Raw genomic sequence first — 14,083 nt, 5'->3', positions numbered from 1 at the left:
ACCGCCCCTCGCCCAGGCGCCAAGGACAAGCAGCCATCTGTCATCGAAGAGCGCGGTTGGGAATGAGGCGCTGTCAGAACTTCGGGAATCCCCTTCCAACAGGTGGCGTTCCTGAGCCAACCTGTAGCAACACGGCGCGCGCAGCCCGAACGTCACGCCGCACGGCCCCGCATCTGCGACCGCAGGGCAGGTCTGTTGATGCCAAGCACACAACTCGTCGAAACATCGAGCCTGAATGCGGGCCCAGGACGTTCACTCCGCACCACCCTGGGTAGGATGCGGGTCCATGCCTCGCACTGCGCATAGGCCGCTGGAAGTGGATGAGGAGAAGCTCGTCCTTCAGTTCCCCAGCCTGGATCGCAAGGCAGTGGGTGCGTTCTTCACGCCGGCACCATTGGCGGAACGCACACTCGCCCTCGCACTCCAGCACGTGGGAGAAGGGCCGCTCACGGTCGTGGACCCGTCGTGTGGCGCGGGGGCATTCCTCACCGCCGCCGCGCGACTCCGGCCCGGCGTCCGGCTCTGCGGTTTGGAGCTGGACCCCGAGGTCTCCCGCTTGTGCCAGGCCCGCGTTCCCGAGGCCAAGGTGCACGCGGGAGACGCACTCCGCGATGGCCTGGAGCCGCTCCTCGCCACCACGCCGCCGGACCACAAGGAGCTGTGGGTCGGCAACCCGCCCTACAACGGCACCTCGTCCGTGTTGAAGGACCCGGCCACCTACGCCCGGCTGCGCGCCCTGCTCCCGCTGGCGTTGATGCCCGGCACCAGCCTCCGCGACGACTTCGCCTTCTTCCTCCTCGTCGCCGCGCACCGGCTGGCCACGCGTCCAGGCGCGCTCGCGTTCATCACCCCCGCGAGCTTCCTCGACGCGTTCATGTACGCGCCGCTCCGGCAATCCCTGCTGGAGACGCTGTCCCTGCGCGAGGTCGTGGACCTGGGCCCCGGCGCCTTCGCGGGCACGCAGGTGCGAACCTGCATCACCGTGTGGAGCTCGCTGCCGGGTCCCCACACGCCGCCGCGCTTCGAGCGGCGCGGCAACGGACAGTTCTTCGTCCCCGAGGCCCCCGAGTGGCGGCTCGCCCCCACCGCCCCCGAGGCCTCCGCCCTGGATGCGCGCTGGAGGCAGAGCGGCGAACCGCTGACGCGCCTCGTCCCGGTGAGCCTGCCCGGCGTGAAGACGCGCTTCGACGAGCTGCTCGTGGACGCGGACCCGGAGCGGCTGCTCACCCGCGTGAAGGACTTCGCGGCCACGTCCGAGGAAGCCCTCACCGAGTTCGCCAAGACGCACAATCTCCCCGACGCCCTGATGCCCAAGCTGCGCGCCCTGAAGGCCGGGCCGCCATGGGAGGTCGACCCGAAGAACGTGCGGCCCTTCTACCGCTACGGCGGCGCGAGACACCGCGGCGCCGTGCCCCCGGAGGCCCGTGCGTACTGCTACCTGGACCGCAGGCTCGTCCCGCGTGGAGACCACCGGCTGCGCGGTGCCTACGACCCGCACCTGGGCGCGGTGAAGCTGCTCTTCAACGTGCGCGAGCTCCCCTTGTCCGCCGCGCTGTTGGAAGACGAGGGCTGCGTCCACGACCACCGCCACGCGCGCTTCGCCCCGCTCTACGTCCCGCAGCGTCTGCGTGACGAGGGCCTGGGCCTCACCCGCTCCGTGAAGTCACTGGACGAGTTGGGCCCGCTGGTGCCCAATCTCTCGCCCCGGGGACTCGCCTGGGCTGAAAGCCTGGGAGGTCCCCTGCCCGCCTTCCGAGCCCTGGTGCGCTTCCTCAACAGCCCCGAGGTCCAGGGTGTCTGGGCGCCCGCGTTCGGCGCTTCCCGCGTGGTGCCCGTGCCCCTCGCGGACGAGTGAAGACTGCAAGGCAGTTGGCTCGGATGCCCGCTTGCTTTCCGCAGCGGCGGGCACGAGCAACCGCTAGTGTCCACCTTCGCTCCGTAGCGTCCTACTCAGGAGGAAGACACACTCATGAAGATTCGAGCCCTGCTCACCGCCGTCGCGCTGACCGCCGCCGTGCCCGCCGTCGCCCAGGAAGGCGCGGCCGCCACCCCTCCGCCGGCGGAGAAGAAGACGCCGCCCAAGGGTCAGACGGCAAAGGCACTGGTGAAGGACTCCCAGGGCAAGGACGTGGGCGAAATCACCTTCGAGCAGACCAAGCACGGCGTGCTCATCAAGGGCACGCTGAGCAACCTGCCTCCGGGCGAGCATGCCTTCCACGTGCACGAGGTGGGCAAGTGCGAGGCGCCCGCCTTCACCACGGCCGGCGGTCACTTCAACCCGACGAAGAAGGCCCACGGCCTGCTGGCGCCCAAGGGCAAGCACCACGGCGACCTGCCCAACCTCTACGTGGGCCAGGACGGCAAGGTGCAGTTCGACACGTTCTCCCAGAACGGCCTCACCGTGAAGTCCATGTTCGACAAGGACGGCTCCGCGGTGGTCATCCACGCCAAGGAGGACGACTACCACACCGACCCGACCGGCGACGCCGGTGGCCGCATCGCCTGCGGCGTGGTGGAGAAGTCGTAGTCGCTCGGCACGCCGCTGAAACCCACGCGCCTCTCCCGGTCATCCGGAGAGGCGCCGTGACTCACACGTAACCGAAGCGCCGCCGCGCGAACCACTCCGCGCCCAGCAGCGCGATGAGCGCCACCAGGTAGTACCAGCGGTCCCACAGCGGCTGGTCCTTGGCGCGCCCCACCTCCACCACCGGCGGGTCCAACAGCGGCACATCCGGCAGGCCGTCCTGCGGCAGTGTGTACGACTTGCCGCCCGTCACCTTCGCGATTTGCGCCATCAGCTCCGAGCGCACCGAGGCGTCCGACAGCTCCGGCCCCACGGCGCGCACGGCCACCGCGTCCTCGCCCTTGCCCAGCTCCGTCTCACCCTTCTTCGCGGTGGCCAGCAGCTTGTACGGCCCCGGCTCGGGGGGTTCGAACTCCAACCGCACCACGCCGTCCGTCCCGGTGGTGCCCGTCTGCACCGCCACCGGCCGCTGCGTGGCGACGGAGAACAGCTCCACGCGCACCTGCGCGTCCTGCGCGGGCTGGTAGTCCGCCATCCGCGCCTGGACGACGACGCCCACGGGCCGGCCCGGCTCCACGGACGGCGGGTCCGCCGTCACCTTCAGCGTCGTCAGGTCCGGGTCCCTCACCAGCCACCGCAGCGCATTGCCCCAGAAGCGGTCATACGCGCGGCTGGGCGAGCCGTCCTTGTGCGCCGCGAAGGCCCAGTACCAGGACGCGTCCGTGGCCATCACCAGCGAGCGGCCCCGGCCGTAGTCCCACACCGCCACCAGCGGCGCGTTCTTCCCACCGGACGTCAGGTGCGGATGGTCCAGCAGCACCGTGGCGCCCGGGCGCGCCTGCGTCAGGTTGGCGCCGGGGATGGCCGGCAGCTCCGCCCACGCGGCCTCCGTGCTGGCGGCGCCCATGCCGATGCCCGTCACCGGGTGACGCAGGCCCTCGGGGGTGAGCCGCGCCTTGAAGGCGTCCAGGTTGGCCGGGCCCGCGGCGGCCACGGGCAGCGCGTCCATCAGCGTGGGCATGGTGGCGCGGCCTTCACCGAGCACGCTGTCCCCGCCAATCATCACGAAGGCGCCGCCATTGTGGATGTAGCGCTCCAGGTTGCGCTCGTACTCGGCGATGGAGAGCTGCGGGTCCGCGTGGCCAAAGTTCTGGAAGATGACGACGTCGAAGGTGTCCAGCTTCGTGTCGAAAATCTCGTCCATGGGGAACGGGATGAGGGACAGCTCGCGCTGCTCGTTCACCACGCCCGGGTCATCCGCGTGCGTGCGCAGGATGTAGAAGGACACCAGGTCCACGTTGGCGTCCTGGCGCAGCAGGCCGCGCAGGTAGCGCTCGTCCCACGAGGGCCGGCCCACCACCAGCAGCACCCGCACGCGGTCCCGAATCACCTTGAGCGTGAAGGAGCGGGTGTTGTTGTCCGCCACCGCCTCGCCCGGGAAGGTGGGCACCGTCACCGTGTAGACGAAGCGCCCCGTCTGGTCCGGCGTGAAGGTGAAGGACACGGGCTTGACGTCGTCCGCGGACGCCATCCGCACCACCTTGCTGGCGACCGTCTTGCCCTCCTGGCTCAGCACCACCGGGATGTCCTGCCCCGCGAAGCCGCGGCCGTGAATCTCCACCTCCACGGTGAGCGAGTTGCGGACGAAGGCGAAGTCATCCACCTTCAGCCCCTCCACCGCGACGTCCTTCAGCGTCTCCTGCCCCACGGTGAAGGTGGAGACGGGGACGTTGAGGTCCGCCAGCGCCGCGCGCGCCCGGCCCACCACGCCGGCCTTCAGCTCCGTGTTGTCCGCGCCATCGCTGAACAGCAGCACGCCGGACAGCTTGCGCGAGCCCTGGCCCGCGCCCGCGGCCGAGCGCACCGCGGAGAGCAGGTCCGTGGTGCCCGCGCGCGCAGGCGTCTTCAGCGAGTCCGCCGTCGCGGGCGCCAGCTCCGGGTCGAAGCCGTACACCTCCACCGTGAAGCGGTCCTGCAGCTCCGCCAGTCGCGGCGAGGCGCGCTCCAGGAAGGCCGCGACCTCCTCGGAGCGCGAGCGCCCGCCCACCTCGGCGGGGAAGCTCATGGAGGCGGAGCGGTCCACCAGCACCGCCACGCGGTTCTTCATCCGCGCCACCTGCAGGTGACGGATGCCGGGCTCCAGCAGGAAGAAGAGCGCGGCCACGCCCGCCCCGGCCCGCAGGGCCCAGAGGAGGACACGGCGCCCGCGCGAGGGCTCGCGGCGCACGCCCCAGGCGGCCAGCGCCACCCCCAGCACCAGGCCCAGGGCGAGCAGAACCAGCGCCCACAGTGGCAATGGCGAGAGGGTGACGAGCTTCCAGGCGTTGAACGTGGGGGAATTCATCCAGGCTTTCGGCGTGGGGCCGGTGCTTCAGCGCCGCTTGTTGAGGATGAGCGGCAGGTGGACGGCGTCGTCCTTGTAATCCAGGCAGAGGGCATACATGCAGACGTTGACGCCCAGGCGCACCGCCAGCTCCCGCTGGGGCTCGCCCCCCGGTGAGACATCGAACTCGTAGTCGCCTGACTCGTTGCGGCTCCACGCCCCGGCCAGGTCGTTCTGCGAGTACAGCACCGCGGCGCGCTTGCCCAGGTTGCACCCCATCAACTGGGGCTTGTTGAGCAGCCGCCCGGGCGCCGCGTCCAGCAGGAAGAAGGACTTGAACACCACGTGCTTGGCGGGCACCTCCGCCAGCGGACTCTGCGGCAGCACCCGCGCCATCTCCCGGCGGAAGGACGCGTCGAAGCCGGCCCCGTCGCTGGCGTCGTTGGCGTCCGCCAGCATGAAGCCGCCGTACGTCAAATAGCGCCGCAGGTTGGCCACCTCCGCCTCCTCCAGCGGGGGGAACTCGCCCTCGCCGCCGAAGTAGAGGAAGGGGTACTCGAAGAGGTCCGGCGAGCTGAGCGCGAAGGGGCGCGCGTCCGGCACCACCTCCACGGAGGTGCGGCGCTGCAGCTCCCAGGCGATGCGGCGCAGACCGGACAGCCGCGTGTCCCAGCGGCCCTTGTGCCGGGCCACGGCGGGGATGAAACGGTTCTTCTCACCGAAGGCGTGCGCCCGCCCTGCCAGCAACGGGGCGAGCGCGGCGGTGCCGAGCAGGAGATTTCGACGGGTCAGACGCCGCGCGGACATAGGGCGTATCTATATACCGTCGACGGGTATGCGCATTCCCCGGTATAGAGCCGCATCATGGCGAAAGGCGGACAGACGCCCCCGGCGCCGGGGTCGGCGGAGGTCCAGGGCGCCTGGGCCCGCCGGGACGCGGGGGACGTGAGCGGAGCGCGGCGTGACGCCGAGCGCATCCTCGCGGGCACCCCCACCCCGGAGGACCGCGCCGAGGCCGAGGAACTGCTCCGTCGAACCGCCACCCCGCGCGCCCTGTATGGCTTCGCGCTGCTCGGCGCCACCGTCTTCGTGCTCCTGCTCGTACTCGCAATCGTCCGATACGCGTAAGCTGCGGCGGACCGCATCAAGGAGAATCAGCCATGGAAGGCCTCATCCAGGCCCTCGGGGCGTACCAGACGTTCAACCCTTCCGGCTGGGTGGCCATCTATCGGCTGCTGCCCATGTGGGCCGGCGTCGTGTGCTGTGTCGTGGGCGTGACGTTGCTCGTGGCCGGCGGCGGCAAGATGTTCCGCGTGCTGGCGGGCCCCATTGGCGCGGTGCTCGGCCTGCTGTGGACGCCCATCATCGTCACCAAGCTGGGCCTGCCGGACGTGGCCCGGATGGCCACCATCGTCGCCGCCGTGCTGATGGCGCTGGGCTTCCTGCTCCCCACGGCCATCACCTTCCTGGGCGTGGGCGTGCCCCTGGGCCTGCTGGCCGGGCAGATTGCCGGGCAGCAGGACTTCCTCCTGGGCTTCGCGCCGGGCTTCATCATTGGCGGGCTGGTGGGCGCGCTGCTGCAGCGGCCGGTGGCCGCGGTGGTGGCCTCCGCGGTGGGCGCCTGGCTGTTCGTCATCGGCGCGCTCTCCGCGCTGCACCAGGTGGACGGCGTCGTCCAGGCGGTGGCCAGCAAGCCCTGGGGCGTCATCATCGCCGCGGGCCTCTTCGCCATCGCGGGCGCCGTGTATCAGCTCGCCGTCCGGCCCTCTCCGGAGGAGGCGGACAAGCTGCGGTTCGAGAAAGCCCAGCTCAAACAGCGGCAGGCGGAGCAACATGCGCTCGAAAAACGGTGGGGGGTCAAGTAACCCCCGCTCCCCTGCGCCCGTGCTTTACCTCCACGGGTCCGGCGCGTAGATTCCGCCGCCTTTCCCCCCGGAAGGATTGATGGGTCAGGCCAGGCGCAAGGAGAAGCAGGACCAGTCCCCCACGGAGCCCGCTCCCCGGCAGGAGCCGCCCGCGAGCACCGGGTGGGTGAAGCCGAACGGGCTGACGCGCAAGGGGTGGGCCGTGCTCGTCGGCCTCATCCTCGTCGTCCAGTTCCCGCTCATCCACTACGCCCTGGTGCGGGGCCAGGCGGACGTGACGGCGAAGATGCCCTACACCCAGGACTTCTCGGACCCGGGCGTGGTGCAGCGCGACTTCTTCTCCACCGGCGGCTACTGGCGCGTCACGCAGGGCGAGCTGCTGTCCCCCGGCGTGAAGAACAACCCGCTGTGGCTCCAGGCGCCGCTGCCGGATGACGTCGCGGTGGAGTTCGACGTGCGCTCCGAGCTGCCCGCCGGGGACATCCGGCTGGAGCTCTTCGGCAACGGCGTGGACCCGTCCTCCGGCTACATCCTGGTGCAGGGCGGGTGGAACAACTCCACGTCCGTCATTGCCCGCCGGGACATGAACGCGCAGTCCCTGGACGTGCTCAAGCGCCGGGCCGCGCGCTCCGGCGTGGACGACCTGGACCTGAAGGCCAGCGGCCTCTTCAAGAAGGACACGAAGGTGCGCGTGGAGGCGCGGGGCCAGCAGGTGCAGGCGGGCCGCACGTACCACTGGCGCGTGGAGCGCCGGGGCACGCTGCTGCGCTGGTTCGTGGACGGCGAGCTGCTGCTGGAGCTGGACGACCCGTACCCGCTCAAGGGCCCCGGTCAGGACCGGCTGGGCCTGTCCGGCTTCGAGTCGCAAATCTTCTTCGACAACCTGCGCGTGGACGCGCCGGACCGGCTGCCCTTCACGCCCGCCGCGCGCGCGCCCACCCCGCCGCCGGGCCCCTTCGAGGACGACTTCAACCGCGACACGCTGGGCGACGCGTGGAACGTCACCAACCCGTCCGCGACGAAGCTGGTGGACGGCGCGCTGGTGGTGGAGCTGATGCACAACCGGCCGGTGTGGCTGAAGCAGCCCATCCCCACCCACGCCGTCATTGAGTTCGACGCCTGGACGGACAACCCGGAGGGCGACATCAAGGTGGAGGTGTGGGGTGACGGGCGCTCGTTCTACGCGGGCGACCTGCGGCTCCAGTACACCGCCACCGGCTACGTCATCATCTTCGGTGGCTGGCGCAACACCCAGTCCGCCATCGCCCGGCAGAACGAACACACGAATGACCGGGCGGTGCGCGACGGCGCCGCGGTGGTGGCCGGCAAGCGCCACCACATCAAAATCACCCGCAACGGCGGCACCATCGCGTGGGAGCTGGACGGACAGCCCTACCTCACGCTCAAGGACCCCGTCCCGCTGGAGGGGCCGCGCAACCAGTACTTCGGCTTCTCCGGCTGGAAGAACCGGGTTCACTTCGACAACTTGAAGATCGTGCCGCTCGCCCCCTAGCGGCGAAGGAAAGTCACACCGTGCGCAGAGTAGGCATCTTCGGCTGGGGCGTCGTCGCCCCCCGGTCCAGGAACATCGAGGCGTTCGAGCGCAACCTGTCGTCCGCCGAAAGCTGGCTGTCGCCCTTCAACGGGTTCGGCCCCGACAACTTCCTTGTCGGCATGCCGGAGTTCGACCTGGCGGACTACAAGCCCTGGATTGATGCGCGCTTCCCGGGCAGCCGCTTCTCGCAGCTCGAGCGGAAGATGGGCCAGCCGACGCAGTTCGCCATTGGCGCCTTCATCCAGTCGCTCGCGCAGAACCCGGGCCTGGAGCAGGAGCTTCAGGCGCTGGGGCCCCGCGCGCACGTCTACGTGGGCACGGGCCTGGGCGATTTGCCCACCATCCGCTCCATCTCCCTGGACCTGTACCGCGCCCAGCGCCGGTGGGACCGCTTCTGGTCCGCGCCCGAGCGCAACTCGGCACTGCGCGCTTGGCGCGAGAATCAGGCGCCGCTCCCCGGGCTGCCGCCGGAGCCGTCCACCGTGGACGAGCTCACCCGCGACGAGGCCGAGGACGCGTGGTGGCACTTCTGGGCGGGCCGCTCGCCGGAGCTGCGCGAGTACCTGGAGGAGCTGCGCGAAATCGAGGCCATTGGCGTGCCGGACGACGGCGACGTGGAGTCCGCCAAGCTGGCCGTCATCAAGGAGAAGCGCACGCGCAACGGCAAGCTCCAGAAGAAGTGGATGGCGCCGGAGCCGCCGTGGAACGCCGTGTCCTCCAACGTGCTGTGGAACATCCACAACACGCCCGCCTCGCAGATTTCGATGATGGGGCGCATCACCGGTATGACGTTCGCGCCGGTGGCCGCGTGCTCGTCCTTTGGCTACGGCCTGCGGCTGGCCATCAACGCCATTCAACTGGGCCAGGCCAAGGCCGTGGTCATGGGCATGACGGACCCGCCGCCCATGCCCCTCACGGTGGGCGGCTTCTACAACGCCCGCGTCATCTCCGCGGACGCCGCCGTCTCCAAGCCCCTCACCGCGCTGCGCGGCACGCACATCGCGGGCGGCTCGGTGGTGTGGGTGTTGGGGGACTTGGAGCACTTCACGGCCAAGGGCTTCCAGCCGCTGGGCATGGAGCCCATCGCGGTGGGCGTCACCGCGGACGCCGACCACATCATCACCCCGTCCAAGGAAGGCCCCACGCTGGCCATCCGTGAGGCGCTGGCCGCGTCCGGCTGCGCCCCCGAGGACATTGGAAGCTGGGACTTGCACGCCACCGCCACGCCGGGTGACTTCCTGGAGGTCCAGAACCTGCGCGACGTGCTGCCCGAGCAGGTGCTGATTACCGCGCGCAAGGGCACCTTCGGCCACGGCATGTCCGCGGGCGGCGGCTGGGAGCTGACGGCCCAGTACCTGGGCTACGGCAAGGGCGAGGTGTTCCCCACGCCGCTGAAGGAAGCGGAGCTCAACAAGCAGATTTCCCGCGTCCACGGCCGCTTCGTCTTCGACGAGGCCGTGGCCACGCCCGCGGGCTGCGCGGGCAAGCTGTCCATGGGCGTGGGCGGCATCAACGCCTGCGTCATCTCCCGCCCCTATTCGAAGTAGGGGCGGGGCGCCGCGAGGCACGGCTCAGGGGTGGGCGGCCAGCGCTTCCGCGTCGAAGCGCGAGGCCGCCTCCGGGTCGCTCAGGCGGAGAATCTCCACCTCGATTTCCAGGTCGCGGAAGTAGTTCTGCTGCGTGGGCAGCACGCCGCTGGCCTGGCTGTTGTTCACCGCCTGGGCGTAGTCCTCCTGCGTCTTGATGACCTGGTCCACGTAGCCCACGCCCACCGACTGCTGGAGGCGGTCGCCGCGCAGCACCCGGACGACGGCGCCTCCGCTGGGCAGGACGATGCCGCGCACCAGGAAGCGGGACGCGGTGCCCGGCCCCAGGGTGCCGCCGCCGGAGTCCAGCCAATCCGTCTCCAGCACGTAGCGGCCCGGGTTCTCCTTCCAGAAGTAGCCATGGCTCTTCAGCACGGTCCGGACGTGGGGCCACAGCTCCGCCAACTCCTGGCGGTAGACGTGGTCGGCGGTTTTGTCGCGCAGGTAGCTCTTGCGCATCGAGTTGGCGCAGCCACTGAGCGCCAGCAACGTGACGACGGCGAGACACACTCCCGCGAAGCGGGTGGAGCGGTGCATGTGGGGGTCCCCTTCAGGCTCGAGGAGAACGAACGGGTGCCGGCAGCATAGCCCCAGTGCCCGGCGGACCGCCCTCCCCCCTCCCCCCCCCAACGTCAAGACTTGGGACTGGCGACCAGGTCGAAGTCCGGAATCTGTTCGCGCATGAACTCCCGCATCCGGTTGATGAGGGCCGCCTCGATTTGCCGCGCCCGCTCCCGGCTGACGCCGTACTTGTCGCCAATGTCCTGCAGCGTCAGGGGCTCGTCGGAGGTGAGCCGGTTCTCGAAGATGAAGCGCTCCTTGCCCTCCAGCGACTGGGCGAACGCCGCCAGCTTCTCGCGGAAGAGCGCCTTGAGCTGCTCGGCGCCCAGGCGCTCGTCCGCCGGCACGCCGCTGGAAGGCAGGTAGCGGTCCGCGCGCGTGGCGCGGGAGTCCTCGTCGTTCCCCAGCGGCGCGTCGATGGACATCTCGTCGTGCCCCAGCCGCTGGTCCATCTCCACCACGTCCTGCTCGGTGACGTTGAGGCGCTCGGCGAGCAGCTTCGGGCTGGCCTCGAAGCCCTGCGCGATGAGCTTCTCCTGCTCCTGGCGCAGCTTGAAGAAGAGCTTCCGCTGGGCCTCCGTGGTCCCCAGCTTCACCATCTTCCAGTTGTCCATGATGTAGCGAAGGATGTACGCGCGAATCCACCACGCCGCGTAGCTGCTCAGCTTCACGCCGCGCTCGGGGTCGTACTTCTTCACCGCCTGCATCAGCCCGATGTTGCCCTCCTGGACCAGGTCCAGCAGCGACAGCGGGTTGCGGTGGTACTCATGGGCCAGCTTCACGACGAGGCGCAGGTTGGACGCCACCAGGCGGTAGGCCGCGTTGACGTCCCCGGACGCCCGGTAGTGCCGGGCGAGCTGGAGCTCCTCGTCCCGCGTCAGCAGCGGGTGGCGCTGAACCTCGGCCATGTAGGCCTGGAGGGGGTCCCTGGGGGTGAGCCCCGCCTCGCTGGCACGCACCAGCGCCCGGGGAGGCACCACGGGGGCGCTCAGGTCGGCCTCCGGCTCGACCTCCGCCAGCTCGGCCGCATCGGGTTCCAGGGAATCCGGGTCCGTTTGAGCCTCTGCGTCCGCCCCCTCCACCTCGGCGTCCACGACGTCGCCAGCGCCCGGCGAGGCCGGCCGTTTCGCCCGGGGTCGGGGGGACGTACCTTTGGTTCTTTTCCTCCCATTCGCCATGGGGGCTCCATACAGCAAAGTGCCGCGATTGTTGCCACAGGGTAATGCAGGGGCTATGCCCATGCCCGATGAGCGACATCCAAGAGCCAAACGTGCCGGGGAGTCCGGCGCCTGACGAAGCCCCGACGCGTCCCGCCGAGTACATCGCGGACATCGGCTTCGACGACATGAACCTGTCAGAGCCCATCCGCCAAGCGCTGGCGGAGCGCGGTTATACCAACCCCACCCCCGTCCAGGCCCGCGCCTTCCGGCCCGCCATGGAGGGAAAAGATCTCATCGTTCGCAGCAAGACGGGCACCGGGAAGACGGCCGCGTTCGGCCTGCCCCTGCTGGAGAAGATTCCCGCCGACGAGCGCCGCGTGCGCGCGCTCATCCTCTGCCCCACCCGTGAGCTGGCCATCCAGGTGGCCGACGAGCTGAAGCTGCTCGGCAAGATCAAGGGCCTGAAGGTCGCGGCCATCTACGGCGGCGCCTCCATGAAGCAGCAGGAGGACGCGCTGGAGGAAGGCACGCCCATCATCGTCGGCACGCCGGGCCGCGTGTTCGACCACATCAACCGCGGCAACCTGAAGCTCGACGCGTGTGACCACGCCGTCCTGGATGAAGCGGACGAGATGCTCAACCAGGGATTCTACGAGGAGGTCACCCGCATCCTCGACCGCCTTCCGAAGACGCGCCAGGTGCTGCTCTTCAGCGCCACCGTCCCCACGGACATCCAGAACCTCATCGCGCGCTACACGACGAACGCGGAGACGCTGCTGCTGTCCGGCGACGTCTTCACGGTGGAGCACATCCACCACATCCGCTACGACGTGTCGGACGCCTTCCCCAAGCCGCGCAACCTCATCTACGTGCTGGAGAAGGAAGAGCCCCAGAACGCCATCATCTTCTGCAACACGCGGGATGACACGGCGCTGGTGACGGCGGTGCTCAACCGCAACGGCTTCGACGCGGAGCTGCTCAATGGCGACCTGCCGCAGAAGGAGCGCGAGCGCGTCATGGGCAAGGTGAAGCGCGGCGAGGTGGCCTTCATGGTCGCCACGGACATCGCGGCGCGCGGCATCGACATCTCCGGGCTGGAGTACGTCATCAACTACTCCCTGCCGGAGGACCCGGCGGTGTACCTGCACCGCGTGGGCCGCACGGGCCGCATCGGCAACAAGGGCACCGCCATCAACCTCTTCTCCGGGCGCGAGCTGGCGACGTACACCGCGCTGGAGAAGAAGTACGGCATCAAGTTCGACCGGCGCGAGATGCCCGCGCCGGAAGAGGCCATGCGCCTGTGGACGGAGCGCCACGTGCGCGAAATCCAGGAGGCCGCGGGCGGCTCCGTCTTCGAGGGCTTCCTGCCGCTGGCCGCGCAGCTCAAGCCGCGCGCGGACGCCGACGACCTCATCGCCTTCCTGCTCAAGTACTTCTTCAGCCACCTGCGCATGGAGAAGGCCGCGGCGGCGATGGCGGCGGAGGGCCGTGAGCCGCCGCAGGAGCGCAAGAGCGAGAGCCGCGAGGGCAGCGGCCGGCGCGACCGCGGCGAGAAGCGTGAGCGCGGTGAGCGCCGCGAGCGGGATGACCGGCGCGAGAAGCGCGGCGAGTCCTCGGAGCGCGAGCGCCGTCCCCGCCGTGACGATGCCCGTCGCGAGCGTGGCGGCGAGAGCAGCCGGGGTGGCGCCGCGGCGCTGGAGGCCGGTCCCGGCGAGGCCAAGCTGTGGGTGAACCTGGGGACGGCGGACGGCCTGGGGCCGGGCAGCATCGCCACCGCCATGGAGGACGCGGGCGCCCCGGTGGGCAAGCTGGTCCGCGCCGAGCTGCGCCCGACGTTCGCCTACGTCTTCGTGGCGGAGGAGGACGCCGCCGCCTTCGAGACGCTCAACGGCAAGCAGCATGGCTCCAAGACGCTGCGCGTGGAGAAGAGCAAGCCGCGCACGGAGCGTGAGGCCACGCCCCGCCCGCCCCCGTCCCCGGACGCGGGCCCCGGCGAGGCGAAGCTGTGGATCAACCTGGGCATGGACGACGGCATGGACGAGGCGAAGCTGCCCGCCGCGCTGGAGGCCGCGGGTGCTCCGGCCGGCAAGGTGCTGCGCACGCTGCTGCGCCCCACCTACGGCTACGCGTACATCGCCGAGGAGGACGCGCCCGGCTTCGACGCCGTCAACGGCAAGCTGCACGGCGAGAAGCCGCTGAAGGTGGAGCGTCACCGTCCGCGCGGCCAGCGTCCGGAGCGCCGTCCCCGTCAGGAGGCCCTGCCGGAGGTGGAAGGCCAGACGCGCCTGTGGGTGGGCCTGGGCAAGCAGGACGGCCTGGACGAGGCGGGCGTCGCCGCCGCGCTGGAGGCCGCGGGCGCTCCGGCCGGCAAGGTGCTGCGCACGGACCTGCGCCCCACCTACGCCTATGTCTTCGTCGCCGACGAGGACGTGGCGGGCTTCGAGGCCACGCACGGCAAGCCCCACGGCGAGCGCACGCTCAAGGTGGAGCAGGCCAAGCGGAAGTAGTC

11 protein-coding genes are annotated in these 14,083 nt (G+C 70.2%); 7 read left to right on the top strand and 4 right to left on the bottom strand.

Translation table 11 applies throughout. From position 1 onward, the window contains the following. Positions 1–286 precede the first annotated feature (286 nt). Both A176_RS05065 and A176_RS05060 read left to right on the top strand, forming a co-directional pair. Positions 287–1,855, top strand: a complete 1,569-nt coding sequence (locus A176_RS05065) for an HsdM family class I SAM-dependent methyltransferase (RefSeq protein WP_002638809.1) — start codon at positions 287–289, stop codon at positions 1,853–1,855. A gap of 114 nt (positions 1,856–1,969) precedes the next feature. Then, the gene (locus A176_RS05060) at positions 1,970–2,527 is read left to right on the top strand and encodes a superoxide dismutase family protein (protein WP_002638808.1); all 558 of its coding nucleotides are present in this window, start codon (positions 1,970–1,972) and stop codon (positions 2,525–2,527) included. 61 nt (positions 2,528–2,588) lie between these two features. On the opposite strand, the gene A176_RS05055 is transcribed toward A176_RS05060, so the two are convergent. Both A176_RS05055 and A176_RS05050 read right to left on the bottom strand, forming a co-directional pair. Beyond that, on the bottom strand, positions 2,589–4,868 hold the full coding sequence (locus A176_RS05055) for a glutamine amidotransferase (protein WP_002638807.1): 2,280 nt from the start codon (positions 4,866–4,868) through the stop codon (positions 2,589–2,591). Positions 4,869–4,895: 27 nt separating this feature from the next. After that, a complete protein-coding gene (locus A176_RS05050; RefSeq protein WP_002638806.1) occupies positions 4,896–5,654 on the bottom strand; it encodes a DUF4159 domain-containing protein in 759 nt (252 codons plus the stop codon). 57 nt (positions 5,655–5,711) lie between these two features. Here A176_RS05050 and A176_RS05045 point away from each other — a divergent pair, with 57 nt between their 5' ends. The 4 genes from A176_RS05045 to A176_RS05030 all read left to right on the top strand — a co-directional run bounded on the left by A176_RS05045 (position 5,712) and on the right by A176_RS05030 (position 9,814). Then, positions 5,712–5,975 carry a hypothetical protein gene (locus A176_RS05045; RefSeq protein WP_002638805.1) on the top strand — a complete coding sequence of 88 codons (264 nt, stop codon included), beginning with the start codon at positions 5,712–5,714 and terminating at the stop codon, positions 5,973–5,975. Between the two features lie 32 nt (positions 5,976–6,007). Next, entirely contained in the window at positions 6,008–6,712 is a 705-nt protein-coding gene (locus A176_RS05040) for a hypothetical protein (protein ID WP_002638804.1), read from the top strand. A 79-nt stretch (positions 6,713–6,791) separates the two neighbouring features. After that, positions 6,792–8,225 carry a DUF6250 domain-containing protein gene (locus tag A176_RS05035; protein WP_002638803.1) on the top strand — a complete coding sequence of 478 codons (1,434 nt, stop codon included), beginning with the start codon at positions 6,792–6,794 and terminating at the stop codon, positions 8,223–8,225. A gap of 20 nt (positions 8,226–8,245) precedes the next feature. Then, positions 8,246–9,814 carry a beta-ketoacyl synthase N-terminal-like domain-containing protein gene (locus A176_RS05030; RefSeq protein ID WP_002638802.1) on the top strand — a complete coding sequence of 523 codons (1,569 nt, stop codon included), beginning with the start codon at positions 8,246–8,248 and terminating at the stop codon, positions 9,812–9,814. 24 nt (positions 9,815–9,838) lie between these two features. On the opposite strand, the gene A176_RS05025 is transcribed toward A176_RS05030, so the two are convergent. Both A176_RS05025 and A176_RS05020 read right to left on the bottom strand, forming a co-directional pair. Next, positions 9,839–10,390: a hypothetical protein gene (locus tag A176_RS05025; protein WP_002638801.1), complete on the bottom strand. Its 552-nt coding sequence runs from the start codon at positions 10,388–10,390 to the stop codon at positions 9,839–9,841. A 95-nt stretch (positions 10,391–10,485) separates the two neighbouring features. Further along, entirely contained in the window at positions 10,486–11,592 is a 1,107-nt protein-coding gene (locus A176_RS05020) for a sigma-70 family RNA polymerase sigma factor (protein WP_044889648.1), read from the bottom strand. Positions 11,593–11,660: 68 nt separating this feature from the next. Here A176_RS05020 and A176_RS05015 point away from each other — a divergent pair, with 68 nt between their 5' ends. Further along, positions 11,661–14,081, top strand: coding sequence for a DEAD/DEAH box helicase (locus A176_RS05015; protein WP_044889649.1), 2,421 nt, complete (start codon positions 11,661–11,663; stop codon positions 14,079–14,081). Positions 14,082–14,083 lie beyond the last annotated feature (2 nt).

This window comes from Myxococcus hansupus (genome assembly GCF_000280925.3).
Lineage (GTDB): Bacteria > Myxococcota > Myxococcia > Myxococcales > Myxococcaceae > Myxococcus > Myxococcus hansupus.
Note: the sequence above shows the minus strand (reverse complement) of the source record. Positions and strands in the feature narration are given on the sequence as shown.